A 26,837-nucleotide genomic window follows, 5' to 3' on the forward strand; every position below is an offset into this window, starting at 1 on the left:
TTACATGCTCGGCGAGGTGCGGCTTGATGGACCGCGGCGGCTCTACGTGCCCGATGGTCCGAGATAGGGGCCGCCGACGTCAGCCGTCGAGCCCATTGGCGACGCAGGAGAGGAAGTCAGGTCGAACCATGCTCGGGCTGCGCGGTCTCGCAACCTCCAGAGAAACCGGTCTACGCGATGAGAGGCCAGGGACGATGCGCCGATCTGCTGGGCATGCTCGATCGTCGAGGGTCCATGGCGTTCAAGTACTGGAAACGGGAACAGCGTGAACGCGGGCATCCCGCATACCCAGTAGCGGGACATCGCCCAATCCACGGGCATCGTCATGACCCGACAGGCCGACAACAACGCTTCGGCGCCGCGACGACTCAGCACATAGGCCTGGGTGCCGTAGAGATAGCCTCGCACCTGCATCAAGTGGCTGTGGTCGGACAGCAGCTTGTACTTGGCGATCCGCACGTTGATGGGGTGCGAGGTGTACAGGCGCAGCACGTCGATGCCATGATCGGCCAGGCGGTGCGCGCAGAGTTGCTCGATGAGCGGCCAGTCGACCATGACGTCGTCTTCGAAGACCAGCAACTGATCGGCAGCCGACATCAGGAACTGGCGCCAGACCTCGTAGTGGCTGGCATAGCAACCCACCTCGCCCGGCTTCAGCGCGCGACCGAATCGGCGCACGGTCAGCGGCTCGTCGTAGTGCAGCCCCTGCGCGGGAAGACGGAGCGCGTCGAAGAACTCCCAGCGAGCAGTGCCGTGCGCCGCACCCGCCGCGAACTGCTCGCGTCGCTGATGGGCCGAGGCCATGCTGATGACCTTGATCTGGGTCGAGGTGCTCATGGGGCAACAGGCTGGCCGGCGCCCTTCGGAGTCGACGCCGGAGATGACGCAGGGTCGGTGAAGATCGCGAGATTGCGGACCGATGCCGCGATCACGGCTGGACGATGGTCGTGCACGAGCTGGCGAAGGGGCTCGAGTTCGTCGACGAAGCGGGTGACCAACGCTGCGAGCTTGGCGGGATTGCCGCTTTCCGCCGGCCCGAGCAGGTAGTGCTCCGGGTAGCCGAAATGCCGGAACAGCCCTTGAAACTTGTCCTGGTAGGTCAGTGCGGCCACGGGTTTGCCGACGCCCAGCGTGGCGATCGCCAGGTGCATGCGGCCTGTTACCACGCCATCGGTGCAGCCTGCGACTGCCTTCAACTGCGCGGCCGACAGCCTTGCCGTCGGGTACGTCAGTCGGTCGCCCAACTCCGTCGACAGGGCCTGGAAGATCGGTGCCAGGCAGGCGTCGTCGCTCTCCTGTCCTCGGTAGTCATGCGAAATGAGCGCCACGGAGACGGCGCGCTGCGAGCAAACCTCCCGAAGCGCCTGCACGGCGCTGTGCACAAATCCCTGTACCTGCTCCGGCGTGGCGTTGCGGATCAGCATCGGGTGGATGTTGAAGCCGATCACCACGTCTCCTGCGCGGCGACGGGAGGTGGCCCACGCGTCCGCCGCAACGACTGCCGGGCCGGCGTCGTCGGGTGCGAGCATGAACGCCGCGTCCGTCACCAAGCGGGCCTTGGCGTGAGTAAAGCGCCTGAAACGATCGAGCGACAGCTGGTCCCGAACGTTGACGGCGATCGTCGGGGACAGCCGATCGAAGATCGGTTTGAGCCGAGGATGCGGGTGCTCGTTGAAGCTGAATCCGAGAATGCAGACGCGAGCGCCGGCCCGCGCGACCGACTCCGCGGTGAGCAGCATGCGCGCAGTCGTCAGCGGGCTGTAGTACCCGTCCATCACGTCCGCGCCCACCACGGCCAATGCATCGGGCGCAAAGGCGTGGACGGTGCGAAGTCCCTCTGCCATGGGGCTGGTCCAGGCATCGACCGGCTCGAACCCGAGCGCAGTCGCGGCGCTCTGGGCCGCGGGCGTCGCGGTGAGCACGCCCACCCGTAGGTTCGGTGACGCATCGCGGAGCCGCTTCACGACCCCTTGCATCATGGCCTCGTCACCCTTGGCGCCGACCAGCGTCCACGGGTCGCTGGGGACGATCAGGAGCCGCTGCACCGTGCCCTCGCGCCGAAGCGAGGGCCCCGGCGGCAAGGCATCGACGGCGCGGTACATCGCGCGGATCTCTTTCCAGACGCGGAGCTGGTGGCGGAGCTTGCTGAGGTACGGAATCGCCATGCGAAGGTCTACGGAGTAGGAGTGTCGGAGGTCGGCGTGGCGATGGCGGCAGGCTCGCGTCGAGGCCGCACGAGCGCGAGCGTGTTGCGAAGGACGTGGGGCGCGATCAACTGCATCGAGGCCAGATAGATGACCGCTCCGGCCAGCGAACTCCCGATCAGGACGACGAGCGTCGGCAGCCCTTCGGCGCGCAGGAACTCCTGCGAGAGCACCGCCGCGCCGACCATCAGGGCACTCGACGTCAGCATCGGCCAGATCCGGCGCAGGAGCTCGGACAGCGAAACACCGATCAGGCGCCTGACCAGATAGAAGCTCATCGGCGTGGTGGCCAGTTGACTGATCACGTAGGCATGCAGCAGGCCCGTCATCCCGGAGTCTCGCGCGAGCGCCAGGGCGCCGAAGGTCAGAACGACCTTCACCACCATGAACTTCAGGCCGATCGACGGGCGACCGATCGCGTTGTAGACGGTGCCGTTGTAGAACTGGAGCACCTGCACGGCGCCGAGCAGGCCCATCCACCGCATCACCTCGGCGCTGGCATGCCACTTCGCGCCGAACAGCACGACGGTCAACGACGGGGCGACGGCCGCCACCATGCAGAAGATGGGCACGGCCACGGTTGCGGTCAGGCTGATGCTCTTGTAGTACGCCGCAATCAGCCCCGGGCGATCGTTGGCCAGCCTGGAGAATCCGCTGTGGGCGACGTCGAGGACGGTTGAACCGAGCATCTGAAGAAGTGCCTGGTACAGCTTGAGTCCAACCGTGTAGACAGCGAGCGCCGCTGGCCCCAGGGTGGATGCCAGAAACAACTCGACGTAGCGCGTGTTGGCGAAGTCGAGGAGGTACGTCCCCAATCGATTGCCACCGTAAACCATCAGCGGCCGGACGCCTTCAAAGTCGACGCGGCGCGTCAATTTCCAACCTGGGCGCATCCACATGAGTGCGGCCGTCACGAGCGACGATGTCAGCGCCTGCGCAACCAAGCTCCAGACGCCCCAACCCGCAAAGAGTAGTGTCAGCAGCACGATGCTTCCCACGGCCGTGGACACCATTGCGGTCGTCGCTATCCAGCGATAGCCGAACGTGCGTCGCCGAACAGCCATCTGTCCGAACGTGACGGCCGAGATCGGCAGGGCCAGCGAGGCAATCTGCAGGATCGGCGCCAGTTCCGCGATGTTCATGAGATGCGCGATCTGCGGGGCGGTCACCCACACGACCACCACCAACACGATCGACACCAGCAAGTTGAGCCAGAAGACAGCGCTGAGTTGCTCTGGCGATATGTGTTCCCGCTGAACCACGGCTTCGCTCAGTCCTTGCTCAGACAGCATGCTGAAGAAGGTCAGGACAACCATGGCCGCAGCGAACAGGCCGAGTTGCTCGGGTGATAGCACCCGCGCCACAACCGTCAGCAGAAGGAGTGAACTGAAGCGGACACACCAACTCTGAATGGCCGACCACAACAAGCCAGAACGAACTTTCTCTCTAAGCGACGAACTCAAAGTTCCGACTCCCAATAGCGACAAGAGCCGGAATCACTGCTCGTGCAAAGTGACAACCGTTTCTAGGTTGCGACGTGGTGACCTTGGCACCATTGCCTGCGCATCGGCATATCCAACGGCCAAGTACATGATGATCTTTTCGTTGGAGGGAATATCACCACGGTCATGGCCCTTTTGATCGGTATCTGGCGAGACGCACCAATTGAGGCAGCAAGATGCCAAACCACGACTTTGCAGCGCAAGAAGAAGACTCATGACGAACAGCCCGGCATCGACATAGGGCTCGTTCCGCTCCGTCGCATCGAAGAAAGTTCGGCTGTCAGCGCAAACGACGAGCAGCGTTGTCAGCTGGTGTCCGAATCCTGCGTTGCCATTCTGAAGTTCGAGCAGATGCTTGGTGCGTTGAGGATCTCGATAGATGTGCAATCGCCATGGCTGGCGATTGCAGGCGCTGGGGCTCAGCTGAGCCGTCGCGATCGCCTCGTGGATCAATGAGATCGGAACGACATCGGTGGTGTATGCGCGAACGCTTCGACGCTGGGCACACAACAGGTCGAACGTTGCGGCTGTGCCTGCGCTCGGCTGGTACGGTCGCGGCGTCGTCAACGAGGGGGTCGGCGGCGCGAGGCTCAAGCATTCGTTCAGCAGCGACCATATCTGCGTGGCGTGCTCGGGCGGTGGCGGCGTGACCGCTAGCCGGTCGCGGTACGCCCGAAGCGTTTCGATCGCCCCCAAGAACACGGGATCGTTTGACGGTAGGCCGGCGCCGCTCCAGCGTTTGACCAGTCTGCAGGTCGCGATCACTGGATCGCGACCGAAGAACCGTCTTGGCCCCGCCATGCAGAGGCCCTTCTCGAGCTTGTGGTACTGGAAGATCAGCTCTGAACTCAACTTCGCGTACGAGGTGTCCTGCGCAGACCAGAACATGAACGACTTGGCATGTAGCAAGTCGGAAATGAAGTGTCTGAGCTTGACCCAGCGCTTGAGAACGATCTTGGCCGCGTCCAGGCGCGCTTTTGCCGCAGGGAATGGCTTTACCGCGAGATTGATGGGTGTTAGCAGCAATGACTTAAGCATGCGTTCATCCTGCTTTTAAAGTGGACGCAAGTCGACCGCTGGCGATCTCGGTGCCCAGGCGAACAAAGCGGCTTTCGATCTGTCGGTAGAGAAAGAAGCTGAGTGGGACGAGCACGACGAGGGCTGCCACCGTGCTGATTTCGCAAATCTGCTGATTCCACTGACCAGTTGCTTGCGCAATCAACCAACCGAAGAGAGAAAACAGCGGGATGTGGATGAGGTAGGTCGAGTAATAACATTCGCCCAAAGCCCTGGCGACACGATTTGAGGTCAAAGCGAGCAGTGGAACGTCAAGTGCAGACTGGCCTGTGACATCTCCGCGTGCGCGACGAAGCTCGATCAAGGCGGCGCCGACGAATATCCCCCATATCACGACCTCCAATCTGACCGAACGCGGAACGATGAAGGATGCCGCGAGTGCCAGCGGAACGATCCACAAGTGAAGCCGGCTCAACAGCGGCATGAACGCGCGGGAAAGAATGCCGAGCGCAAAAAAGTGAAGTGCCAGAGGCAGGAACGCCGGGTACTGCCATTGCAGGGGGCTCAACTTCTTGAAGGTGATCCACAACGCCGCCATCAGGATCAGGCCGACCGCACGAGGCCAGCCGGGATGCACCAGGCAACCGACAAGCAGTGGTGCGACCAAGTAAAACTGCCACTCGAGCGACAAGCTCCACGCCGGGGCCAAAAGGCTGGACGAGCTGTAAGGCAGCCACGTGTCAGGGACCAGTCCGTGCAGAAGCCCGAGGTGCAATAGCAGATGCGTGCCGAAATGGGCGTCGGTCGACGCCTGGCGTTCAAGACGCATGGGGAGTTCGAACACCCACTCGCTCTGGTAAACGAACTGGTAGGCACCGCTCAGGGCCAGCGCGCACAGCAGCGCGAACCAGTAAATAGGAATGATCCGGAACGCCCGACGGGTGAGATACCGGAGGTACGACTCCCGCTTCTCCAGAAGCAGGTGCGTGATGACAAAGCCGCTGAGACAGATGAAGACATTGACTGCCACATCTCTTCGGCTGAGGAAGTCGGGGACGAGGTTGTTGATGCCGCAGAGATGCAGTGCGTGCCCGATTACCACCCACCAGGCCATGTAACCCCGCAAACCGTCGAGTGCGTGGAAGCTCTTGATGCCTGACGCGCCGCGGGCATCGTAGGTGGCGATCTGCTTGGGCCAACGCAGCAAGTTGCTGGGGTTCATGGTGCGTGGGCCTTCTCGAACTGAAGTGAAGCAAGGGTGACGGTTTCCGATGGCCCGCCGGCATCGAGCGTTGCGTGGAGCGAGGCGAGCTGAGCGGTGTTCCAGTTGAGCGCGGCATCGTGTGCGCGCGTGCGCAGTCGAGCGCGCGCATTCGCGTCGCCAATCAGTTTCACTACCTCGCGCGCAAAGCCCAGGGCATCGATGTCGGCCACGACGGCGAACGCACCGCTGCCGTGCTCGTCGAGGCCGCGGGCGCCGGATGTTGTCGACACGATGGGCATCCCGGCGGCCAGCGCGTCGAGCAGTTTGATGTTGACGCCCGTTCCCGCCAGCACCGGGTTCACGAACACCATGGCCTGCGCAAAGGCTTGCTGGAGTCGGGGAACGAAACCCAGCTTCACGATGCCCGGACCATCGGGCACTTGAGCGGCCACGCCGCCTGCCAGCAGGAGTTGGACGTCAGGCCGCTCTTTGCGAATCAAGGGCAGCACCTGTTCGGAGAAGAACCGAGCCCCTTGCACGTTGAGCAGGTTGCCCGAGCCGACGAAGAGCAGATTCGGCGCGTCGGAAGGAGGAACGGGTTCGCCGATGTCGATCAGGTGGCCGACCTGAACCACGCTGGTTCCGGAGCCGGCCAGACGCCGGGCAAACGCGCGCGCCTCGTTCGCTTCGATCGCCAGCACGACATCCGCCCGGCGGAACCCGGCTTCCTCTCCGGCGAGTGACGTGGAGTACCACTGAGGGATCAGGCCCGACGCCAGGTAATGACGGTGCCGCATGCCAAAGCTGTCGTGAGCGTCCAGCAGGCGAAGGCAACCGGGGCCGAACGCCTGGAGGGCCTTCGACATGAAGACGTACTCCACCAGCACGGCGTCGAATCGGTGGGCGGCATGCAGGTCGCGCAGCGCGTGGGTGATCCGCTCGTCATACCACTCATCCAGGCCCAGCATGTAGCCGGCGTCGAGCTTGAGCAGGCGCCCCAACTTGCGCAGTGCGCGCAGTGCCAGCAGACGCGCGCCGCCGCGCCGGGCCCACGGAAGCATGTGCAGTCGCGCGGGGCTGAACCGTGCGGCCATGGCCTCCGTGTCGGCCTGCTCCATCGGAACGTATGCGAAGTGCACGTCGTGGCCCGAGGTGGCCAGTGCCTGCGCCAGGGTCGCGATGCGCACCCGGTTGCCCGCGTTCGGCGGGTCCGTCGGGACGGGGGAGACGACAAGGATCTTCATCGCATCACGAGAGCGTGCGTTCGCCGACCGGTTCGGCATGCAACGAAGCGACCGGCTCGACGACGGACAACGTCGTGCCGCCGGCTGCCGCGGCGCGGCCTCGGTGCCGCTCGATCAGCGCATCGAAGGCCTGCTTCAGGTCGGCGGTCTTGCTTCGGTACGAGAAGCGGCGGTCGATGTGAGATCGCCCGGCTTCGCCGATGCGGCGCGCGAGTCCCGGGTCGACGAGAAGCTGGTGAATGGCTTCGGCAAAGGCGTCGGCCTGCGCGGCGACAAGCAGGTGCTGTCCGTGCTGAAGATCGAGGCCTTCCGCGCCGACGGGCGTGGCCACGACCGGGCAGCTGCGTGCCAGGGCTTCCAGCACCTTGATCTTGACGCCACCCCCAAAGCGATACGGCGTGAGCGAGACGGCCGCGTTGTCGAAGAATGCGTCGATGTCATCGACGAACCCCATCATGCGGATGCCTTGCGCCTCCAGCGCCGGAGACGGGGCAGGGCAGGCGGGCCCTGCGATCCGCAGTTCGACCGTAGGGTGGCGGGCGCGGACCTGGGGCCAGATGTCTTCCAGCAGCCAGCGCAGGCCGTCGATGTTGGGCGGATGGAAGAAGTTGCCTACCATCGCGACGTACTGGCCGGCGCCGCGCTCGACCGACGGTGGAATCTCGGTCGCTACCGGGCTCACGTGGCACGGCACGTCGGGCAGGTAGGCCCGCAGCACGCCCGCATCGGTGTCGCTGATCGCAAGCAGCAGATCCGCCTGGCCGTAGTGCTTCAGCTCGTAGCGAGACCATGCCAGCCAGTTCAGTGCCTTGATCAGGCGCTTCAGCGTGCCTTGGGTCTTTCTCCACTCCCTGTAAAGAGACACGGCGCAGACATCTTGCGTGTCGACGATGGCGGGTACGCCCGCCGCCGCGCCCACGAACTGGGCGACCTGCGGAAACTGGAACAGAACGGCCGCGGCGTGAGAGCGGACGATCGTGTCGCGAATGGCCGATTCCATGGCGGCGGACCAGGGCGCGGCCATGGGTCGACCGCCGAGAAGCTGGCGCAGGCGCCCGCGCCAGCGCGGTTTGCCGGCCGGCATCGGAACCGTCGTCACGCTCGCGCAGAACTCGGCAAGCGCTCGCTTGCCGGCCTCGACGTCGTTGGCCGTGGTATCGAAGGAGACCCAATGGATGTCGTAGTGCTGTGCCAGGTGGCGCAGCATGCGAAAGCACAGTACGCCGCCACCGATGCCGCACCGCAGGTGGTAGACCCACGGCGCGACGACGACCAGGGAAGGGCGCTTCGATGACGGAACGGACGCGCGAGGCGCCGGGGTCTCGGCGTTCACCGCACCACACCCAGCTGCCGCAGCGACTGCATCAGCAGCTTCGGCCGCGTGCCGGGCGCAAAGCGCCACAGCACCAGCCGGCGCGCCAGCGGTGCCGGTGCCACCAGCACGAGCATCGTCCACAGCGCGATCGCTGCGCGCGCCTGCAGACGCATGCCCTGCGGCCGGCCCCAGCTGCGCAAGAGGTCGCCCAGCAGGTTGAGCCGGTTGTCGCGCGGCAGCGGGTGCGATGCCGGCGCCAGCCGGTACGAGGCCACGCGGTAGGGCAGCAGCGTGAGGCTGTAGCGCACCGCGTCGTCCGGCACCTGGATGCCGACGCGCGCCGCCGTGCGCTGTGCATAGGCAAACAGCTGCGTGGCCCGCGTCACCTCGCGGCCGAAGCGCAGGGTGTCGAGTTCGCTGAAGGCGCCGTCGTTCTGGCCGTGGATGCGGTAGCTCACCAGCGGCTTGGGCACGGTGATCACGTCGCCCAGGTAGGGCGCGGCGGCGATGCAGCAGGAGTCGGCGGCGCGGCCGCCCGCGTGGTCGAGCGGGAAAATCTTCTGAAGGAACTCGCGGCTGTACACGTTGCCCGAACCCGGCGGGGTGGGGTAGGCACTGGTGGTCATGACCCAGCGGCGCGCTTCCTCCGGCGTGGGCACCATGTGGTATTGCGGCAGCACGCTGCCCAGCGGTCGCAGCGCGGCGTCCACGCTGCGCATCTGGAACTGCACCTTGCTGAGGCCCGGCCGCCACACGGCAGCGGCTTCGCGCACCACGCTCGGGTCCAGCACGTCGTCGGAGTCGAGGAAGATCACCACGTTGCCGCGGCATGCCGCGAAGCCGGTGTTGCACGCGCCCACTTGGCCTTGGTTGTCTTGGTGGAGCGCGGTGATGCGCTGGCCGTAGCGGGCCATCACCTCGCGCGAGCCGTCGGTGGAACCGTCGTCGACGACGATCACCTCCACGTGCGGCCAGTCGAGCGCGAGCGCGCTGTCGATGGCGTCACCGATGAAGCGCGCGTAGTTGTAGTTGGGGATGACCACCGAGACGCGGATCTCGTCGCCCGTGCGGGCCGGCGCCACCACGCCGCCGTCGGCGCCTGGGGATCGAAGCGCTTGCAACACGGCGGCTCCGGAGCCTATTGCTCGTTGACGATCACGCCCGCCAGCTGGGCGGGGCCCTTGGCCAGGGCGTTGATCAGCGTCTGCATGCTCTTCATGCGGCTCTTGCCGCGCCGCCCGATCACCAGGGCGGCACCGCACTTCGCGGCCACCACGCGGGCGTCGGCCCCATGCACCGAAGCCGGCGTGTCGACTACCACGTGGTCGAACTTGGACAGCAGCTCGTGCATCAGCAACCCGAAGGCCGGGCGTTGCACCAGCTCCAGCGGGTTGGGTGGCACCGCGCCCACCGGCAGCACGAACAGCGTGGGCAGGTCGGGCACCTGGTGGATCACGTTCTGCCGCGAGCGCCCCGAAAGAATGCTGCTGAGGCCGTTGCTGTTGTCGATGCCGAACAGCTTGTGCTGGCGCGGCGTGCGCATGTCGGCGTCCACCAGCAGCGCGCGCCCGCCGAGCTGGCTGAAGGCCACCGCCATGTTGGCGGCGACGAAGGTCTTGCCATCGCCCACGTCGGGGCTCACCACGGCCAATGCGCGCCGCGCTTCGCTGAGGCTCAGCACGCCCATCATCAGCTGGCTGCGCAGCTCGCGGAAAGCCTCGGCCTGCTCGCAGAACGGGTTGGCGGCGACCACCAGCTCCGGGTTGCAGTCCGACTTGCCGCTGGGCGCGTAGGGGTAGTGGAACTGCTGCGACAGTGCCCACAGCACGTCGTCGTTCGTCACCAGCTTGAGGGCCACCGCGGCTTCGCCGAAGCGCAGGCCATGCTTGCGCTGGTAGGCGAGGATCTTCTCGATCTGCGCGTCGGTCAGCCGCTTGGCCTCACGGATGATGTCGCCGATGGAGCGGTCGTGCAGGTCGCTCACATCCTCGGTGCCCTCGGGGGAAGACAACGAGGGGTTGTCGGTGTCGGCCGCTCCGGCCGAGGAGCCGAGCGGCTGGTGGGCGATGACGGGTTCGCGTCTCATGATCGGGCGGGGCCAGCGAGCCCTCTTACGACGCGCGCCTTGGTCAGCTTCAGCCGCGAGCCGCCATGGGCGTCCTGCCGGCTGGTCTTGGGCAGCACGATCAGCAGCGGCTGCCGCAGGCCGCTGACCACGTCTTCGATGGTGCGCATGCGTCGGTCCAGCAGTTCGCGTGCCAGCATCAGGCCGATGCCGAGCAGTGAGCCCAGCACCAGCGCCACCGCAGTGTTCAGCAGCAGGCGAGGGGACGAGGGGAACGCCGGCGCGGTGGCCTGCTTGAGCACCGACACGTTGGTCTGGGTGTTCTGGCTTTCCATGCTGGTCTGGTTCACGCGGGTCAGCACGGCGTCGTAGGTGCGTTGGGCGTTCTCCACGTCCCGCTGCAGCACGGCGGCTTCGTCGCGCAGGTCCTTCAGCTTCAGCAGCTTGGCGCGCTGTTGCTGGATCTCGGCATTGAGCTGGGCCAGGCGGCCCTCGTTCACGGTGTTGTTCACATTCAGGCTCCCGGTCACGCGTGTCGTCTGCGCCTGGATGCGCTTGTGCAGCTCCTCGATGTTGGCGCGCAGCTCCACGACCTGCGGGTTGTTCTCGCCCAGGCGTTCGTTCAGTTCGGTCAGCTTGGCCTGTTGGCGCGACAGGTCGGCGGTCAGGGCGCTGACCACCGGGTTGTTCAGCACTTCCTGCATGCGGTCGTTGTTGCCGCTCGACTGATCCTGCCGTCCGCGCGATTCGGCGGCCAGACCCTGCAGCACGACCAGTTGCGTGGTCAGCTCGTTGAGGCGGGCGTTCTCGACGTCCAGGCGCTCGTCCGTGGCGATGATGCCCTTCTGCTGCTGGTAGGCGGACAGCTTGGCCTGCGCCTGTTCCAGCGCTTCGCGGGTGTGCTTGGAGCGGTCGTCGAAGAAGGCGTTGTACTGCTTGGCCGGCTCCACCTTCAGGTCGAGCGTGGTGTCTATATAGGCCTGCATGAAGGCGTTCGCAACAGCTGCAGAGAACTTGGGGTCGGGCGACGAATAGGCCAGCGTGATGACGTTGGATTCCCGCGCGGGCAGGATGTCGAGCTTCTTCTGGATCAGCGCCGCCAGCCACGATTCGAAGTCGCCCTGGCCGCCAGTGGAAGCCCGCCATTGCTCGCGCAGCTCGACGCTCTCGTTGAGCTTCAGGCCGGGGCTGCGCAGTGCACGCAACGCCACCCGTTCGCTGCGCACCACGTCGAGCTGGGTGGCCATGAAGCCCAGCGGCACGATGCCGCCGGCGGCAGCGGTGTTGCCGCCCAGGTCGGGCAGCTTCACGTCGATCAGCACCGAAGCGGTCGACGTGTACTGCTTCGGCAGCGACAGGCTGACCGCGATGACGACCGCCAGCACGACGGCGAGAACGGCGAAGCCCGAGACCCAGCGGGCCCGGACGATGGTGAAGAATTGGCTGAAGGTCATGGCAATGAGGTCTTCTGGACAGGCACGCGCTCAGCGCAGGCCCTGGATGCCCTTGCTGCGCGCCTCGGCCTCGAGCTCGGCCTTGCCGTTGCCGGTGGCGACCGGCGGTGCCAGGGTCGCGGAGGCCGGGCCGGCAGCAGCCCCTGCTGCAGCCTCTCCCGGCGCAGCCTGCGCGAACTTGCCGAGGTACTTGACCGGCGTCGTGCCGCGCATGGCTTTCAGTTCGGTGTCCACCTTCTGCTGCTTGCGCTCGTTCAACAGGAACTGCTCGATGGGCAGCCGCGCTTCTTCCAGCTTGCGCGGTGCGGGCGTGCTGCTGGTCAACACCAGCACGCGCAGCCCCGGCGGCTGCGGCAGGAACTCCACCTGCCCTTCACTCATGCCGGCCAGCCGGTCGAGCACGGGCAGGGCCCAGTCTTCCGCCGGCTTGGTGGCGGAGGCCAGCGTGTAGTTCAGACCGCCGGCGTTCAGCTCCGCCAGCATGGCGGGCACCGTGCGGGCCGCCGCGAGCTTGGCCTGCAAGGCGGGCAGCCGCTCGCTCGGTGCCACGATGCCGAGCTCCTGCACCGAATAGATGCGGCGTGTCTTGAAGAGTGCGGGCCGCTCTTCATAGAAGCGCTCGATTTCCTGCGCGGTGGGCTTGGCGGCGGTTTCGGCCAGGCGATCGATGTAGGCGCGCGCCAGCACCTCGCGGCGCGCGAAATCCAGTGCCTGCACCACCTGGGGTTCGCGGTCGATCTTGGCTTCGTTGGCCTTCTGCACCGCGAGTTCGAGTTGAACCAGCCGCTCGAGTGCCGCGCGGCTGGCGGCCTCCACCTGTTCGGGGCGCAGGTCGGGCTGTCGCTGCAGCACGAGGTTCACCTGATGGATCGAAACCTCGCCCTGACCCACCTGCGCCGCCACTTGCGATGTGCTGGTGTCGGCGCGGCGCTCTCCGCACGCGATCAGCGCGAGTGCGCAGCAGGCCGGGACGAGGGCCGTCATGAGGCGAGTGGGCTTGGGCAGTGGACTGGAGTGATTCATCAAGAGGGGGCTGCGGGGAATACCCTAACCATAGCAAGACTAGTGCGCGGCGATGACGAAAGCACCCACAACAGCCGTGTGCGGCTGTATCGGCTCCTGCATCGAGCGGGGGCAGCCATCGTCATTCAGACGACGATCCGAAAAAGACAAAGGCGCCCCGAAGGGCGCCTTTGCGTCGCCGTCGATCGCGACGCGGATCAGACGGGTTGCTGCGACTTCTTGCGACGCAGCGCCAGTCCTAGAGCCCCCACGCTCAGCAGGGCGAGCCCCAGCGCAGCGGGTTCTGGCACCGCCGTAGCCGACGAGTGCAGCGTATAGCTGCCCTTGGGCAGGAACCCGCCGAGCACGCCGTAGTAGTAGCTGCCGGTGGACAGGTTGGCGAAGCTCCGGGTGGTGGTTGCGCCTTGCGGACCGGCGAGGAAGAAGCTGCCGATCAGGCTGTTGTCGACCGCATCGAACAAGCCCAGGCCCAGCAGGCCATTGCTCTTCGTGATCTCAAGCGTGGTGCGCAGGCTCGAAGGCGAGGTGAGCTGGAAGTTGAACACGTCGGCAACCACGAACTGCTTGCCGGAGTTGTAGGTGAACGAGCCTTCGTCGTAGTTGCCCACGAAGGCATTGGCGTGCAGGGCAACGGCGGCCAAGGCGGCCACTAGCAGGCGCTTCAAACTCATGTACGACTCCTCAGACTGAACGTCGATTGCCCGACGCGACACCACAAGTGTCCTCGATGAAATCCAACTCGGTGCGTTCGATTGCTGCAGTGTGTCAAAAAATGTAGTTTTTAGGGAAATTCCGCCTCTTGCTCGGAACGGCCAAGCTTCGAGACGTCGACATCGACGTGAGTACGAAGTTTGGGGTTTCGTCGTGTTTCACATTGATGGTAAATCAGGCGCTTCGACTGTCGAACGTCGCCGGATCCGTAAGCCGGTGTAACTCCCAATTCTTTTTTGGCAAGAATCTTGCACTGCAGCATTTGCGCCGCAAAATCGGTCGACGGAGATCCCACATGACTGCTGCTGCCTACATTCTGAATGCGCTACAGGTGAAGGGCCGGACGGGCGTCCGCCATTCGCTGCTCGATGCGTCGAGCACCGTGTTCAATCAAGTGCTCGCGCTCATCATCCTGGTGCTGCTGAGCCCCGTGATGCTGGTCGTCTCGTGGTTGATCTGGCGTCGCGACGGCGCGCCGATCTTCTTCGGGCACTACCGCGTCGGGCGTGATGGTCGGCTGTTCCGGTGCCTCAAGTTCCGCACCATGTTCGTCAACTCCGAGCAGATGCTCTCGGACCTGTTGAAGAAGGACCCGCAGGCCCAGGCCGAGTGGGCACGTGATCACAAGCTGTCGAACGATCCTCGCATCACCCCGGTGGGCGATTTCCTCCGCCGCACCAGCCTCGACGAGCTGCCACAACTGTTCAACGTGCTGCGCGGCGAAATGAGTCTCGTGGGTCCACGTCCCATCACGGTGCCGGAACTCACGCGCTACGGCCGTGTGCGCTGGCACTACCTCAGCGTGCGGCCCGGCATGACCGGCCTGTGGCAGGTGAGCGGCCGCAACGAGACCACCTACAGCGAGCGGGTCGCGATGGACCGCTATTACGTGGGCCGCCGCTCGTTCTGGTTGAACGCCTGGATCATCGTGCAGACGGTCGCCGTTGTCGCAACGCGGCGCGGCGCACGGTGAGGGTTGCCGACTTGCGTCGCAAGAGGTCGCATTGAGGGGCGCGGATCGCTCAGGAGACGGGCCTGCACCGAGTCGGAGTACGGGTGTGGCCTCCTCGGGCGGCCATGTGATCCATCTGGTCGGGCGACTGACCGACGAGGTGTTCAGCTTTCTGGGTCCTGCCACCGAGGCACTGACCGGCTCCGGTCTGGCGCAGACGGTGGTGATCGTCGACGACCTGCGCTACCGCCACCAGTTGCACCGCTTCCATGACGATATCGATCTGGTGCTGATCCCGGAGCGCGGCAGCCGGTTGCTGCGCTGGCAGGCATCGATGCAGACCTTGCGCGAGGTGCTGGCGAAGCATGACGACGTCAAGGCCATGCACCTGCATGGTTTCCTGCCGTCGCTCATCGGCTCGTATGTCGCCCGGTCCCTGGGGCTGGGCGTTCCCATGTACTACTCGCCTCACGGCTCCAAGTCGCTCGGCTCGCTGCATCGCTTGGGAAGCCTGATGCTGTGGTGCCTGAAGCCCGTGATCGGCTCGTTGCGTGATCTGCGAGCGATCTCCAGTCTGTCGCAGGAGGCCAAGGCCCTGCACACGCTGACGGACACCCAGTCGATCGAGGTGGCCGAGAGCCCGGTGTCGGAGGCCTTCTTCGACGTTGATCGCCATGAAGTCCACCACCCGCTGATCGTCACCGGCAGTCGCTGCCACGATCCGCGCGCGGCTGAACTGTTCGCGCAACTCGCCGTGCTGCTCAGCGACAAGGCGCTGCGCCTGAGCTTCAACTGGATCGGCCGGACGGATCAGAACTCGCAGGTGCGTCTGCGTGCCGCCGATGTGAGCGTCTATGACGTGCGCGAGGACAGCGATCTCGCCTCGCGTCTGGCGGCAGGCTGGATCTATATGGCCCCCGGCAGGACGCGCGGCTTCCCCGTGTTCCTGGCGGAAGCGATGGCGGTCGGTCTGCCCTGTGTCGCGATCGACACTCCCGATCACCGCGACGTCATCCGGCACGGCGAGACGGGCTTTCTCTGCCGCAACGAAGAAGAAATCCTCTACAGCATCGCGCAGTTGATCGACACACCGGGGTTGCGTGCCGCCATGGGCGCGGCGGCCCGCCGGACCGCACGGCAGCGATTCAGCGAAGCGCGTTTCCGCGACTCGCTGCTGTCGGCCTACGACCTGCCCACGGGTCCGGGCGGCCTCTCGCCGCTGTCGCCGCTGCTGCCTTCCATCGGTGGCTCGGGCCTCACGTCCGCCACACCCGCGGCTCCGCCCCCGCGCAGTCCCACGCCAGCCGGCGCCATCGACCTCTCACCGCTCTGAGCCGCTGCATCAGCGGCTCCACCCGCGCGCCCAGCATGCGCAGCACGACCACGTGGTCGTGCGGGGCGGTCACGCCCAGCGGCTCGGCGCCCGGTTGTGCGGCCGAGTCGGGCGCGCGTGCGGCGTCGATCAGCGCATCACGCCGCGCGCTCGCGAGGGCGGTGCCGCTGGCGAACCACAGCGTCGCCAGCACCGTGTGGCCGGCCCAGCCCAGCGGGCTGGCGAGCAGCCGCTGCGTGACGGGCGCATGGCGCGGGTCGTCGAAGTCGAGCACGCCGCGCTCCAGCCAGGGCAGCGGGTGGGCGGCGCTGCGCACCTCGATGCTCTGCTCGAAGCAGCCGCTCGCGTAGCGCTCGCCCGCCGCGGGCAGGCCCAGCGCCAGCAGGTCCCAGCCCAGCATCTCGGCGCCGGGCGCCAGCTCGAAGCGCAGCGCGTTGCGTGCGCGCGCGCCGTCGTGCACCAGGGTCTCGAGCGGCAGCCACTCCAGCCGTGCGCCGTCGGCCACCCGGGCGGTCAGCGTCTGCAGCGCGGCGTCGCCGCCGCTGCGGTAGAAGCGCGTGGCGCCCGGCGTGGTGAGCAGCGCGTGCGCGCCGGTGTCGACCTGCGCCGTCAGCGCCAGCTCGTCGCCGCCCACGATGCCGCCCGGCGGATGCACCAGCACGTGGTGGCAGATGCCCGGGCCTTCGGGGTACAGACTCTGCAGCACCCGCAGCGGCCCGCTGTGCACGCCGCGGCCGATGGTGCGGGGAAGCGCCGCCGCGGGGGCGTCGGGATCGGGGCGGTAGTGCAGGTCGAGGCTGCCGAGCCAGGCCATGGGATGCGTGCGGAGCGGGGGAGGGACGCGGAGGGCGCGAGCGATTGGCCGCAACTCTAGCCGCTCGCTCGAGCCTCGTGGATCCAGCTCCGGACGGGACGATGATCCGCACCTCGCAACATGCGTACGGCGCATGCGAAGCGCCCCAGATGTCGCTTGAGGCGGACGTCGGCGATGGGTTCAATGGGTCTCGCAGCAGCGCCCGCGGCGAACCGACCCAGGCGATCGGTTCCGGGCTCTGCTCGTTCGATGAACGAACCTCCGGAGCCCCCATGAACACGCTGACCCCTCTGCTCGAGCCCCTGCGCACTCCCCCCGGCCCGTCGCCCCGCCGAGACAGGCACGTCCTGGCGCGACTGAACTACCTCCAGCCCACCGCGGAGCGTCCGTACAGCTATGCCTGCGAGCCGCCGCCGGGCACACCGTGGGAGAACTGCGAGTACGAGCCGCGGCAGATGGAGATCCGGGACGCGCGCCTCGCCGACAAGCCGCCGTGCATCGATAGCGAGGGCTACGCGTTGTGGGACGCGCCCACGTCCGTCACGGACTTCCTCGACACCGAAGCGGTCCGGGCCCGCTACTACCCCGAGGCCGCAGAACTGGCGCTGGCCGCGACCGGCGCGACGCGCGCCTACGTCTTCGACCACCTGGTGCGCCGGCGCGAACCCGATCGCGCGGCACTCACGTTCGGCCGGCAACGCGCCAACGACGTGGCCGCGGCCAATGGCCGCATCCACAACGACTACACGGAAGCCTCCGGCCGCAAGCGGCTGGCGCTCGTGCTGGACGATCCCGAGGCGGTGGCCCGCGTCAGGCGGTTCGCCATCGTCAACGTGTGGCGGTCGATCAAGGGTCCGGTGCTGGACACGCCGCTCGCGGTGTGCGACGCGCGCACGCTGACGGTCTCGGACCTCGTGGTCAGCGATGTGCGCTACCCGCGCCGCACCGGCGAGATCTACGTCGCGCTGCACTCGCCGCTGCATCGATGGTCCTACTTCTCGCAGATGGACCGCCATGAGGCGCTGGTGTTCAAGCAGTACGACTCCCGGGTCAGCGGCGTGGCCCGGTTCACACCGCACACCGCCTTCGACCTGCCCGACATCCCCGCCGGCGCGCCGCTGCGCGAGAGCATCGAGCTGCGCTGCCTCGTGGTCTACGGAGACGCGCAATGAGCGCCGCGCCGATCGAGTTCTGGTTCGAGTTCGCCAGCAACTACAGCTACCTCAGCGTGATGCGCATCGAGGACTGCGCTGCCCGGCGCGGCGTGCAAGTCCGCTGGAAGCCCTTCCTGCTGGGGCCGATCTTCCGGAGCTTTGGCTGGCAGACATCGCCCTTCGTGCTGCAGAAGGCCAAGGGCGACTACGTCTGGCAGGACATGGTGCGCCAGTGCCGCAAGTACGACCTGGCATGGACCCGGCCCTCGGGCTTTCCCCGCTCGTCGCTGCTGCCCTCACGCGTGGCGCTCGTGGGGGCCGAGCAGGATTGGATCGGCGCCTACTGCCGGCGCGTGATGTCGATCAACTTCGGCGAGGACCGGGAGATCGATACGAACAAGGTGGTGACGGAGGTGCTCACGGCGCTCGGCCTGCCGGCACGGCAGATCATCGACGAGGCGCAGTCCGAGGCCAACAAGCTGCGGCTGAGGCAGCAGACGGAGACGGCGGCGCGGCGAGGGATCTTCGGTGCGCCGATGTTCTTCGTGGGCGACGACATGTTCTGGGGCAACGATCGCCTGGACGATGCCCTGGACCACTGCGTCCAGGCGCCGGCGTAGGGACGACTCAGGAACGCCGGGCGCGCGGCTTCGGTGCCGTCTGCGGGGGCGCGAGAGCGGGCTCGGCCGACATTCGCGCCTCGCTTTCTATCCACTCCGCCACGCGACGGATGTCGGCGCGGGGACGATCGTTGGCGAGGATGAGCCAGTAGGCGTGCTCCATGTCCGCACGGTGGTTCGGTGGGGCCAGCCGGACCAGCCGGCCGGCGTCGAGCAGCGGCTGGATCAGCTCGATGCGCCCCAGCGCCACGCCCTGCGCGTCCAGCGCGGCCTGGATCACCTGGTCGTACTGGTTGAAGTGCAGCATGCCCTGGTGCCGCACGTCGGACCAGCCTGCGGCACCGAGCCAGTCGCCCCATCGCAGCCAGGGGTGCGTCGGGTCGTCGAACTCCAGCAGCGAGACCTTCGCGAGCGCCTGCGCCGACCGCAGGGACTTGAGGCCCAGTGAAGGGTGGGCCACCGGCGCGACGGATTCGCCGAACAGGCGGGTCGCCCCGGCCGGCGCCAAGGCCGGCGTGGTGTAGCGGATGGCCAGGTCGATGCCGTCGCTGCGCAGGTCGGCCACGCGGTTGTTCGCAGACACGCGCAGGTCCACGCCCGGATGCAGCTTCTGGAACCGGCTCAGCCGCGGCAGCAGCCACAGGCCCGTCACGCCGATGCTCGCGCTCAGCATCACCGGTCGCAGCACGCCGGTGGTGTGGATCTCGCCCATCACGTCCTGCATCTGCTGCACCGCGCCGTCGGCGCTGCGGAACAGCCGTTCGCCTTCGGCCGTGAACGCGATGGAGCGGTAGCCGCGGACCAGCAGCTTCACGCCGAGCTGCTCTTCCAGCGCGCCGATCTGCCGACTGACGGCGGATTGCGTGAGGCACAGGTCCTGCGACGCGAGCGTGATGCTCATGCGGCGTCCCACCGCGACGAAACCCCGGATCAGGTCGAGCGATGGCAGTCGTACGAGAGGGAGTGACATTCCTGGGGCGTATGCGATGCGACGGAATGATCGATTGAAGCACAGGCGGCGCGGTCCTGTAATCCGAACCTCGAACCGGCATGCGTGCCGGCCCCTGCTTCGACCGGAGACCGTGGTGACAACCGATCCGACCGTTTCGTGGCCCTCGATGGACCACGTGCTGATCATCCACTCCGTGCGCGACTACGCGGCCTGGAAGCAGGTCTTCGACGAGGCCGCCGCGCTGCGCCGGCGCGCCGGTGAACTGAGCTACCAGCTCCTGCGCGACGAGCACGATGCCAACCGGGTGGTTCACTTCTCGCGATGGACATCGCTCGCGGAGGCCCGCGCCTTCTTCGAATCGCCGGGGCTGGAGGAGATCCGGCGACGTGCCGGCGTCGAGGCCCCCGAGTTCAACTACCTGCACGGCCTGGAGCAGGGCACGCTCTGAACGCCCGCGTCGAGCCCGGACCTCGGCGCCGAACCCATGACATCCAGAGTCGGAGGAACCGATGAATGAGGACCAGAAACCGGTGGCGATCCACGCGCTCCAGGCCGCCGTGCGGACGAAGCCGTCCAACTATCCCGAGCCCTTCGCGTCCCGCATGGCGGGGCGCGTCATCCGTCCGCTCGGTGATGTCTTCGGCCTGTCGAACTTCGGTGTCAATCTGACGCTGCTGGCGCCCGGCGCGGTGTCGGCGCTGCGGCACGCGCACCGCCGGCAGGACGAGTTCGTCTACGTCGTGGCGGGCTCGCCGACGCTGGTCACCGACGCGGGCGAGACGCCGCTGCAGCCCGGCATGTGCGCCGGATTCCGCGCGGGCAGCGGCGATGCGCACCGGCTGGTCAATCGCACCGACCACGATTGCCTCTTCCTGGTGGTGGGCGACAGGACCGCCGGCGACAGCGCGATCTACCCGGACGACGACCTCGTGGCGCAGCTGGGCGAGGGCGGCCGGTGGCAGTTCCTGCACAAGAACGGCGATCCGTATTGACGGACCCCCCGCCCGCATCATGAAGCCGAGCTCTCGCCACGTCCTGATCGCGTGGAACGAACGCCTGGAGCGCACCGTGGGTGCGGCGCTGCGCCTCTGGCGCCGACCGGGCGCCGTGTCGCGACCCGACGCCCTGGAGGTGGACGTCGCGTTCGCCGAGCCCTACCGAATCACCTCGCCGACGGACGTTTGGGTCGCATGCCTGAGCGGAACGGCGTGGCTGACGCGGGAAGGGTGTCTGGCCGACACGATCCTTTCGCCGGGTGACGTCCGGCGCGTGCCGGCCAGCGGGAAGCCGCTGGTCGTCGGCATGCCACGCTGCCGGCTGCGGATCGCCCTGCTGCGCGAACACGTGGCGGAGCAGCGCGGTACGCCGACCGCCTGAGCCCTCGCCGGCGCGTCCGCTGCCGGTCAGGTCAGGCGAGCCGCGCGAAGCCCGAGTCGCGCGGCGGCTCGTCGGCCGGGCGCGTCCTGGCGCGGCCGGAGAGCGAGAAGAACACCGTGGTGCCCACGTCGGGCTGCGAGCTCAGGCGGATGTGCCCGCCATGGCGGCGCACGATGCGCTGGCAGGTGGCCAGCCCGACGCCGGTGCCGCTGAACTCCGACGCTTCGTGCAGCCGCTGGAAGGGCTTGAAGAGCTTGTCCGCCTGCCGCGTGTCGAAGCCGGCGCCGTTGTCGCGCACGAAGAACTCCGTGCCGTCCGGCGACTCGACACGGCCCACCTCGATCTCGGCGCACGCGCGCTTGCCCGAGTACTTCCAGGCGTTGCCGATCAGGTTCATGAGCAGCGAGCGGGCCAGTCCGGGGTCGGCCTGCGCGTGCAGCCCGTCCTCGATCCTCACCTCGGCCTGGCGGCCGGGCTCGGACTGCCGCAGCTCGGCCACCACTTCGCGGGCGATGGCGCTCAGGTCCACGGACACCGGTTGCAACTGGTGCGTCGCCACCTGCGACAACGCCAGCAGGTCGTTGATCAGGTGGTTCATGCCGCGCGCCGAGCTTTCCACCAGCGCGCTCATCCGGTCCCCCTCGGGGCCCAGCGCCGGCGCATAGCGTGCCCGCAGCAGGCCGATGAATCCGATGATGGCGTTCAGCGGTGTCTTCAGGTCGTGGGCGGCCGTGCGGGCGAAGGCGTCGAGCTCGTCGTTGGCGAACTGCAGCGCGGCGGTGCGGGCCTGCACGCGTTCCTCCAGCTGCTCGTTGGCGTCGCGCAGGGCCTGCGCGGCCGCCCGGACGTCGGTGATGTCCTCGATGATCCCGCCCACCAGCCGCGAGCCGTCGCTCGCGTCGACGATGCGGCGCTTGCGGTCGGCCACCCAGCGCACGCTGCCGTCCGGACGGCAGATGCGGTACTCGCACTGCGCGCTGCCGAACGCCACCAGGTTGAGCAGCGATTCCTCGGCGATCGGCCGGTCCTCCGGGTGCACCAGCGACAGCCACAGCGTGCGGTCCTGCAGCAGCGAGCGCGCGGAGTGGCCGCAGATCGTCAGGAACGCCGGGCTCGCATAGAGCATCTCGCGCACGTCGTCCTTGCCGATCCACAGCGCTTCCTGCAGGCTGTCGTGCAGCTGGCGGAACTGCAGTTCCTGGCGCTTGAGCGCGTCGCGCGTGCGGACCTCGTCGGTCACGTCGTCGGCGATCACCAGCACGCTGTCGCGGTGCCGGATGCGCATGCGGTGCAGGCTCACGTGCACATGGCACAGCTCGCCGTTCTTCTTGCGGTGACGCACGATGCCGGCATCGTGGTGCGGCGTCAGCGTCTCGCTCAGCAGGCGCATCATCTGCGGCACGTCCTCGGGCGGGCGAATGTCGGTGGCCAGCATGCCCAGGAACTCGGCCTCGGTATAGCCGTAGTGCGCGACCGCGGCGTGGTTCACCGCGATGAAGCGCAGCGTCTCCTCGTCGAAGGCCCACATCGGCTTCGGGTGGTGCTGGAACAGGTCCTGCACCCGCACCTCGCCGATGTGCAGCCGCTGCTGGGCCTTCAGCAGCGCCAGGTTGCCGGTGCGCACCAGCGCGACGACCAGCAGGCCGCTCAAGAGCACGTAGGCGATGCCCTTGTAGCGCTGGGTGAACGTCAGCCAGTCGATGTCGTTCGAGACCTGGAGCACCAGCGCATCGGACAGCAGGATCCAGGCGATGCCGGCGACGATGTAGATCGCGCCGATGCCCAGCGCGACCTGCGTTGCCCGACGTCGAAAGACCGAATCCATGCGGCGCTCAGCCCCCGGGAACAGGACGAAGCGCCGACTGTAACGCCGGGCGGGTGCCCGCGATCAGCGATGTCGCGGCGCTTCGTGCGGGGTGGCGCGAACCGTCAGAACGATTCCCAGTCGTCGGTGCCGCTGCGGGCCGCTGCCGCCTCGGCGGTCGTGGACGAGGGCGCCTTGGCCTGGAAGGCCGGGCGCACCACGTTGGTCGCGCGGTTGGGGCTGCGCCGCTCGATCATCGGCGCCGCGGCGGCCTTGGGCGGCTTGGCCGGGGTCGGAGCCGGCAGCGCGAGCGGTGCGCGGCTCGACGAGCCCTGCGCCGCGGTCGACGCGGCGGCGTCGTGCGCCAGCTTGAACACCGCCACGGCCTGCACCAGCTGCTGGGCCTGGGCCTTCAGGCTCTCGGCGGCGGCGGCGCTTTCTTCCACCAGCGCGGCGTTCTGCTGCGTGGCCTGGTCCATCTGCGTGACGGCCTCGCCCACCTGCGCCACGCCGGCGCTCTGTTCCCGGCTGGCCGAGCTGATCTCGCCCATGATGTCGGTCACGCGGCGGATCGACGAGACCACCTCGCTCATCGTCACGCCGGCCTGGTCGACCAGCGCGCTGCCTTGTTCCACGCGCTGCACGCTGGCGTTGATCAGGCCCTTGATCTCCTTGGCGGCATCGGCGCTGCGCTGCGCCAGGTTGCGCACCTCGCTGGCCACCACCGCGAAACCGCGGCCCTGCTCGCCGGCGCGTGCCGCTTCCACCGCGGCGTTCAGCGCCAGGATGTTGGTCTGGAACGCGATGCTGTCGATCACGCCGATGATGTCGGCGATCTTCTTCGAGCTGTCGTTGATGCCCTTCATGGTGTCGACCACCTGGCCGACCACGTCGCCGCCCTTGACCGCCACGGTCGACGCGCCCAGCGCGAGCTGGTTGCCCTGCTGGGCGTTGTCGGCGTTCTGCTTCACGGTGCTCGACAGCTCCTCCATCGAGGCCGCGGTCTCTTCCAGCGCGCTGGCCTGTTCCTCGGTGCGGCTGGAGAGGTCGTTGTTGCCCTGGGCGATCTGCGCCGAGGCGGTGGCCACGCCTTCGGCGTTGCGGCGCACCTCGCTCACGATCGCCGCGAGGCGGGTCTTCATGTCGTGCAGCGCGGCCAGCAGCAGGCCGGTCTCGTTCTTGCCGTTGGCGGCGAACTCCATCGCCAGGTCGCCACCGGCGACGGCGCGCGCGATCGCCGCCGCCTCGGCCAGCGGCCGGGTCGTGCTGCGGATGATCCACAGCGCCATCAGGCCGGCGACCACGAAGGCGGCGGCCAGCAGCGCCGCCACGCTGGAGATCGTGCTGGAGACGGCCGCGCTCACCTCGTCGGCCGAGGCCGTCATCAGGTTCTCCTGGAGCTGGATCAGCTCGTCGAGGCGGGCCATGTAGGCGACCTGCTTGGGCGTCACCTCGCGCACCAGCACGAGCTTGGCCTCGTCCATCTGGCCGGCGCGCAGCAGCTCCAGCACCTTGTCGCGCGGGCCGCGGTAGTCGGCGCGCGCGGCCATCAGCTTGTCGAGCGCCGCCTTGCCCTGCGCGCTGGTGATGCTGCGCTGGAGCGTGTCGATGTTCGCGTTGGTGCGCTTGCTGCTGTTGGCGATCACGTCGAACTGGGCCTGCACGTCAGCCGGCTCGCTCACCACGAACAGGTTGCGGATCGCCAGCGAGACCTCGTTGTTCACCGTGCGGATGTCACCGGCGGTCTGGATCTTCGGGTAGCGGTCGTCCATCACGTCGGCGAACTTGCCCTGGATGGCCGTCACCTTGATGATGGCCAGTGCGCCCAGCAGGCTCATCAGCACGGCCATCGCCGCAAAGCCCAGCATCAGCCGGGTCGAGATCTTCATGTCGCTCAGTTTCATGTCGTGTGATCGATGATGTCGATGGCAGGGGGTGCCGGATAGGCGCTCGTGGACCGGACGGGCGCAACCCGCCTGTGTTCCACGACCCTGCGATGGTGCCGGCGACTCGGCACCTCGGCTCCGTCGATAAGGCCGGCGAAACCCGGCCTGTTCGCGCCGTCCGTGCCGCTCAGGCGGTGCCGGCGGGCGCCGGTGCCGGCTTCGGCAGCGCCAGCTTCAGCAGCAGGCTCAGCAGGCCGGCGATGCCCAGCAAGGCCGCGCAGCCCAGCCCCCACACCGTCCACACGATCCACGGCGCGGCGCTGCCCACCCAGGCCAGCGCGGCCTGCGTCAGGCCGATGCCCAGGCGCAGCAGGTCCTGCCAGCCCGGCAGCCACGTGGCGAGCCAGTCGCCCCAGGGCAGGTGCGCAACCGCCGTGTTCACGTCGTTCAGCCAGGCCGGGTCGAGGGTCAGCAGCGTGTGCAGCCCCCACGCGCACAGCGACCACAGGGCGATGCCGAAGGCGGTGAAGAGCCAGAGGGCGAGCTGCATGGTGCGACGGCGGGGAGTGGGGGAGCTGCTTCGAGCGGCCGGACGGGCCGGGGTTCCGGCGCCGTGCGTGCGCTTCAGGCGACGCGGCCCGCGGCGGCCAGTTCGCCGGCCAGCCGGCCCACCGTCTGCAGGGCGGATTCGAAGCGCGGGTCGTCCGGGTGGCCGTGGTTCAGGCGCACGTGGTGGCGGAATCGCCGGTCGGTCGAGAACAGCTGGCCCGGCGCGAGGCTGATGCGCTGCGCCAGCGCCAGCCGGTGCAGCGCCAGCGCGTCCACGCTCGCCGGCAGCTCGATCCACAGGAAGTAGCCGCCCTCGGGCCGCGCCACGCGCGTGCCGGCGGGGAAATGGCGGGCGATGGTGCGCAGGGCCAGCGTCTGCTGGCGCGCCAGCGCGGGGCGCAGCCGGCGCAGATGGCGGTCGTAGCCGCCGCGGTCGAGGTACTCCGACAGCGCCAGCTGCGACGGCACCGCCGCCGACAGCGTGGTCATCAGCTTGCGCCGCTCGATCGCCTGCGCGTGCCGGCCGGCCGCCACCCAGCCCACGCGGTAGCCCGGCGCCAGGCTCTTGGAGAACGAGGCGCAGTGCAGCACGCCGCCCGCACGGTCCCAGGCCTTGGCCGGCGGCGGGCGGCGCGTGCCGTGGTGCAGCTCGCCGTACACGTCGTCCTCGATCAGCGGCACGCCGTGCGCGGCCAGCAGCTCCACCAGCGCCTGCTTGTTCGCGTCGGGCATCAGGCTGCCCAGCGGGTTCTGGAAATTGGGCATCAGCCAGCAGGCCTTCACCGTGTGGCGCTCCAGCGCCTGCGCCAGCGCCGCGAGGTCGATGCCGGTGCGCGGGTGGGTCGCCACCTCCAGCGCCTTCAGGTGCTGCTGCTCCAGCGCCTGCAGCGCGGCATAGAAGGTGGGCGACTCCACGATCACCGTGTCGCCCGGCCGCGTGAGCGCCTGCAGGCTGAGGTTCAGCGCCTCCAGCGCGCCGTTGGTGATGACGATCTCCTCGGCGCTCACCTCCAGGCCGTCGAGCCGGTAGCGCAGCGCGATCTGCTCGCGCAGCCGGGCGCTGCCCGGCGTCAGGTCTTCCACCGTGCGCCAGGGGTCCAGGCGCTTCAGCCCGGCCGCCAGCCCGCGCGCCAGCTGCGCCATCGGGAACAGCTGCGGGCTCGGGAAGGCCGAGCCCAGCGGCACCACGTCGCGGTCCTTCACCGAGCCCAGCACCTCGAACACCAGCTCGCTGACCTCCACGCCGCTGGAGCGCCGCCGCGGCCGCGACAGCCGCGGCTCGGCCGGCGCCGGCAGCGCGCGCGCCGCCACGTAGTAGCCCGAGCGGGGCCGTGCCTCGGCCAGCCCGCGCGACTCCAGCAGGTAGTAGGCCTGGAACACCGTGGCCGGGCTGATGCCGCGGTGCGCGCTGGCCTGGCGCACCGACGGCAGGCGGTCGCCGGGCTGCAGCGCGCGGTCGGCGATCAGCCGCGCGATCTCGTCGGCATAGCGTTCGTAGCGTTTCATCGGGCGCGGAGGGCTGTGGCCCGACTGTACTGATCAGAAAGCAAGGAATTTCAAGAAAGCCGGCAAACTGATCTGGTTTTTTTGCGTCGATCTGAGCCTTCAAAACCCGCGGTGACTGGCGCACAGTGCCGTCATGTCTGCCGGAGTCCGA

General features: G+C 67.8%; 25 protein-coding genes. 7 read left to right on the forward strand and 18 right to left on the reverse strand.

Going from position 1 to position 26,837, the window contains the following annotated elements:
* Window positions 1–42: 42 nt before the first annotated feature.
* From MPE_RS03635 to MPE_RS03690, 12 genes are all read right to left on the reverse strand, one after another.
* On the reverse strand, window positions 43–837 hold the full coding sequence (locus MPE_RS03635; RefSeq protein WP_049820752.1) for a glycosyltransferase family 25 protein: 795 nt from the start codon (window positions 835–837) through the stop codon (window positions 43–45).
* A complete protein-coding gene (locus tag MPE_RS03640; RefSeq protein WP_011828329.1) occupies window positions 834–2,165 on the reverse strand; it encodes a polysaccharide pyruvyl transferase family protein in 1,332 nt (443 codons plus the stop codon). Before MPE_RS03640 ends, MPE_RS03635 begins: the two co-directional genes overlap by 4 nt.
* Before the next feature lie 8 nt (window positions 2,166–2,173).
* A complete protein-coding gene (locus tag MPE_RS03645; protein ID WP_011828330.1) occupies window positions 2,174–3,691 on the reverse strand; it encodes a lipopolysaccharide biosynthesis protein in 1,518 nt (505 codons plus the stop codon).
* 9 nt (window positions 3,692–3,700) lie between these two features.
* On the reverse strand, window positions 3,701–4,744 hold the full coding sequence (locus tag MPE_RS03650; protein ID WP_011828331.1) for a nitroreductase family protein: 1,044 nt from the start codon (window positions 4,742–4,744) through the stop codon (window positions 3,701–3,703).
* Between the two features lie 4 nt (window positions 4,745–4,748).
* Entirely contained in the window at window positions 4,749–5,945 is a 1,197-nt protein-coding gene (locus tag MPE_RS03655) for an acyltransferase family protein (protein ID WP_011828332.1), read from the reverse strand.
* Window positions 5,942–7,171: a glycosyltransferase family 4 protein gene (locus tag MPE_RS03660; protein ID WP_011828333.1), complete on the reverse strand. Its 1,230-nt coding sequence runs from the start codon at window positions 7,169–7,171 to the stop codon at window positions 5,942–5,944. The genes MPE_RS03655 and MPE_RS03660 overlap by 4 nt, the downstream gene beginning before the upstream one ends.
* A gap of 4 nt (window positions 7,172–7,175) precedes the next feature.
* Complete coding sequence (locus MPE_RS03665; RefSeq protein ID WP_011828334.1) at window positions 7,176–8,504, reverse strand: glycosyltransferase family 4 protein; 1,329 nt, start codon at window positions 8,502–8,504, stop codon at window positions 7,176–7,178.
* The gene (locus tag MPE_RS03670) at window positions 8,501–9,610 is read right to left on the reverse strand and encodes a glycosyltransferase family 2 protein (RefSeq protein WP_237706361.1); all 1,110 of its coding nucleotides are present in this window, start codon (window positions 9,608–9,610) and stop codon (window positions 8,501–8,503) included. Before MPE_RS03670 ends, MPE_RS03665 begins: the two co-directional genes overlap by 4 nt.
* Before the next feature lie 14 nt (window positions 9,611–9,624).
* A complete protein-coding gene (locus MPE_RS03675) occupies window positions 9,625–10,572 on the reverse strand; it encodes a polysaccharide biosynthesis tyrosine autokinase (RefSeq protein ID WP_011828336.1) in 948 nt (315 codons plus the stop codon).
* The gene (gene epsF, locus MPE_RS03680; RefSeq protein WP_011828337.1) at window positions 10,569–12,005 is read right to left on the reverse strand and encodes a chain length determinant protein EpsF; all 1,437 of its coding nucleotides are present in this window, start codon (window positions 12,003–12,005) and stop codon (window positions 10,569–10,571) included. Before epsF ends, MPE_RS03675 begins: the two co-directional genes overlap by 4 nt.
* A 30-nt stretch (window positions 12,006–12,035) precedes the next feature.
* The gene (locus MPE_RS03685; protein ID WP_041929522.1) at window positions 12,036–12,989 is read right to left on the reverse strand and encodes an EpsD family peptidyl-prolyl cis-trans isomerase; all 954 of its coding nucleotides are present in this window, start codon (window positions 12,987–12,989) and stop codon (window positions 12,036–12,038) included.
* 236 nt (window positions 12,990–13,225) lie between these two features.
* A complete protein-coding gene (locus tag MPE_RS03690; protein ID WP_041929523.1) occupies window positions 13,226–13,699 on the reverse strand; it encodes a PEP-CTERM sorting domain-containing protein in 474 nt (157 codons plus the stop codon).
* A gap of 335 nt (window positions 13,700–14,034) precedes the next feature.
* Between MPE_RS03690 and MPE_RS03695 the strand changes: the two genes are divergently transcribed.
* The gene (locus MPE_RS03695) at window positions 14,035–14,712 is read left to right on the forward strand and encodes a sugar transferase (RefSeq protein ID WP_011828340.1); all 678 of its coding nucleotides are present in this window, start codon (window positions 14,035–14,037) and stop codon (window positions 14,710–14,712) included.
* Between the two features lie 202 nt (window positions 14,713–14,914).
* Entirely contained in the window at window positions 14,915–16,024 is a 1,110-nt protein-coding gene (locus MPE_RS22650) for a glycosyltransferase (protein ID WP_158304595.1), read from the forward strand.
* Here MPE_RS22650 and MPE_RS03705 read toward each other — a convergent pair.
* Complete coding sequence (locus MPE_RS03705; protein ID WP_041929524.1) at window positions 15,948–16,838, reverse strand: urease accessory protein UreD; 891 nt, start codon at window positions 16,836–16,838, stop codon at window positions 15,948–15,950. The genes MPE_RS22650 and MPE_RS03705 overlap by 77 nt on opposite strands.
* A gap of 272 nt (window positions 16,839–17,110) precedes the next feature.
* On the opposite strand from MPE_RS03705, the gene MPE_RS03710 reads away from it, so the two are divergent.
* Window positions 17,111–18,010 carry a CmcJ/NvfI family oxidoreductase gene (locus tag MPE_RS03710; RefSeq protein WP_011828343.1) on the forward strand — a complete coding sequence of 300 codons (900 nt, stop codon included), beginning with the start codon at window positions 17,111–17,113 and terminating at the stop codon, window positions 18,008–18,010.
* Window positions 18,007–18,612: a 2-hydroxychromene-2-carboxylate isomerase gene (locus tag MPE_RS03715; protein ID WP_011828344.1), complete on the forward strand. Its 606-nt coding sequence runs from the start codon at window positions 18,007–18,009 to the stop codon at window positions 18,610–18,612. Before MPE_RS03710 ends, MPE_RS03715 begins: the two co-directional genes overlap by 4 nt.
* Before the next feature lie 7 nt (window positions 18,613–18,619).
* On the opposite strand, the gene MPE_RS03720 is transcribed toward MPE_RS03715, so the two are convergent.
* Window positions 18,620–19,582, reverse strand: coding sequence for a LysR substrate-binding domain-containing protein (locus MPE_RS03720; RefSeq protein ID WP_011828345.1), 963 nt, complete (start codon window positions 19,580–19,582; stop codon window positions 18,620–18,622).
* Between the two features lie 115 nt (window positions 19,583–19,697).
* Here MPE_RS03720 and MPE_RS03725 point away from each other — a divergent pair, with 115 nt between their 5' ends.
* From MPE_RS03725 to MPE_RS03735, 3 genes are all read left to right on the forward strand, one after another.
* Window positions 19,698–20,012, forward strand: a complete 315-nt coding sequence (locus MPE_RS03725; protein ID WP_202796705.1) for a putative quinol monooxygenase — start codon at window positions 19,698–19,700, stop codon at window positions 20,010–20,012.
* Window positions 20,013–20,073: 61 nt separating this feature from the next.
* Window positions 20,074–20,556 carry a cupin domain-containing protein gene (locus tag MPE_RS03730; RefSeq protein WP_011828347.1) on the forward strand — a complete coding sequence of 161 codons (483 nt, stop codon included), beginning with the start codon at window positions 20,074–20,076 and terminating at the stop codon, window positions 20,554–20,556.
* Window positions 20,557–20,575: 19 nt separating this feature from the next.
* A complete protein-coding gene (locus tag MPE_RS03735; RefSeq protein WP_011828348.1) occupies window positions 20,576–20,941 on the forward strand; it encodes a DUF2917 domain-containing protein in 366 nt (121 codons plus the stop codon).
* A gap of 31 nt (window positions 20,942–20,972) precedes the next feature.
* Here MPE_RS03735 and MPE_RS22655 read toward each other — a convergent pair whose 3' ends face one another.
* From MPE_RS22655 to MPE_RS03755, 4 genes are all read right to left on the reverse strand, one after another.
* Entirely contained in the window at window positions 20,973–22,766 is a 1,794-nt protein-coding gene (locus MPE_RS22655) for a sensor histidine kinase (RefSeq protein ID WP_011828349.1), read from the reverse strand.
* A 104-nt stretch (window positions 22,767–22,870) separates the two neighbouring features.
* Entirely contained in the window at window positions 22,871–24,649 is a 1,779-nt protein-coding gene (locus MPE_RS03745) for a methyl-accepting chemotaxis protein (RefSeq protein ID WP_011828350.1), read from the reverse strand.
* A gap of 169 nt (window positions 24,650–24,818) precedes the next feature.
* Entirely contained in the window at window positions 24,819–25,181 is a 363-nt protein-coding gene (locus MPE_RS03750) for a hypothetical protein (RefSeq protein WP_049820754.1), read from the reverse strand.
* A gap of 74 nt (window positions 25,182–25,255) precedes the next feature.
* The gene (locus MPE_RS03755) at window positions 25,256–26,686 is read right to left on the reverse strand and encodes an aminotransferase-like domain-containing protein (RefSeq protein WP_011828352.1); all 1,431 of its coding nucleotides are present in this window, start codon (window positions 26,684–26,686) and stop codon (window positions 25,256–25,258) included.
* Between the last annotated feature and the right edge of the window lie 151 nt (window positions 26,687–26,837).

This window comes from Methylibium petroleiphilum PM1 (assembly GCF_000015725.1).
Taxonomy (GTDB): domain Bacteria; phylum Pseudomonadota; class Gammaproteobacteria; order Burkholderiales; family Burkholderiaceae_C; genus Methylibium; species Methylibium petroleiphilum.

Bases quoted from the DNA above. Each gene is read 5' to 3' on its own strand.
- MPE_RS03635 (WP_049820752.1), bottom strand. From the start codon at position 837: ATGAGCACCTCGACCCAGATCAAGGTCATCAGCATGGCCTCGGCCCAT.
- MPE_RS03640 (WP_011828329.1), bottom strand. From the start codon at position 2,165: ATGGCGATTCCGTACCTCAGCAAGCTCCGCCACCAGCTCCGCGTCTGG.
- MPE_RS03650 (WP_011828331.1), bottom strand. From the start codon at position 4,744: ATGCTTAAGTCATTGCTGCTAACACCCATCAATCTCGCGGTAAAGCCA.
- MPE_RS03655 (WP_011828332.1), bottom strand. From the start codon at position 5,945: ATGAACCCCAGCAACTTGCTGCGTTGGCCCAAGCAGATCGCCACCTAC.
- MPE_RS03660 (WP_011828333.1), bottom strand. From the start codon at position 7,171: ATGAAGATCCTTGTCGTCTCCCCCGTCCCGACGGACCCGCCGAACGCG.
- MPE_RS03675 (WP_011828336.1), bottom strand. From the start codon at position 10,572: ATGAGACGCGAACCCGTCATCGCCCACCAGCCGCTCGGCTCCTCGGCC.
- epsF (WP_011828337.1), bottom strand. From the start codon at position 12,005: ATGACCTTCAGCCAATTCTTCACCATCGTCCGGGCCCGCTGGGTCTCG.
- MPE_RS03685 (WP_041929522.1), bottom strand. From the start codon at position 12,989: ATGACGGCCCTCGTCCCGGCCTGCTGCGCACTCGCGCTGATCGCGTGC.
- MPE_RS03690 (WP_041929523.1), bottom strand. From the start codon at position 13,699: ATGAGTTTGAAGCGCCTGCTAGTGGCCGCCTTGGCCGCCGTTGCCCTG.
- MPE_RS03695 (WP_011828340.1), top strand. From the start codon at position 14,035: ATGACTGCTGCTGCCTACATTCTGAATGCGCTACAGGTGAAGGGCCGG.
- MPE_RS03705 (WP_041929524.1), bottom strand. From the start codon at position 16,838: ATGGCCTGGCTCGGCAGCCTCGACCTGCACTACCGCCCCGATCCCGAC.
- MPE_RS03710 (WP_011828343.1), top strand. From the start codon at position 17,111: ATGAACACGCTGACCCCTCTGCTCGAGCCCCTGCGCACTCCCCCCGGC.
- MPE_RS03715 (WP_011828344.1), top strand. From the start codon at position 18,007: ATGAGCGCCGCGCCGATCGAGTTCTGGTTCGAGTTCGCCAGCAACTAC.
- MPE_RS03720 (WP_011828345.1), bottom strand. From the start codon at position 19,582: ATGTCACTCCCTCTCGTACGACTGCCATCGCTCGACCTGATCCGGGGT.
- MPE_RS03730 (WP_011828347.1), top strand. From the start codon at position 20,074: ATGAATGAGGACCAGAAACCGGTGGCGATCCACGCGCTCCAGGCCGCC.
- MPE_RS03735 (WP_011828348.1), top strand. From the start codon at position 20,576: ATGAAGCCGAGCTCTCGCCACGTCCTGATCGCGTGGAACGAACGCCTG.
- MPE_RS22655 (WP_011828349.1), bottom strand. From the start codon at position 22,766: ATGGATTCGGTCTTTCGACGTCGGGCAACGCAGGTCGCGCTGGGCATC.
- MPE_RS03745 (WP_011828350.1), bottom strand. From the start codon at position 24,649: ATGAAACTGAGCGACATGAAGATCTCGACCCGGCTGATGCTGGGCTTT.
- MPE_RS03750 (WP_049820754.1), bottom strand. From the start codon at position 25,181: ATGCAGCTCGCCCTCTGGCTCTTCACCGCCTTCGGCATCGCCCTGTGG.
- MPE_RS03755 (WP_011828352.1), bottom strand. From the start codon at position 26,686: ATGAAACGCTACGAACGCTATGCCGACGAGATCGCGCGGCTGATCGCC.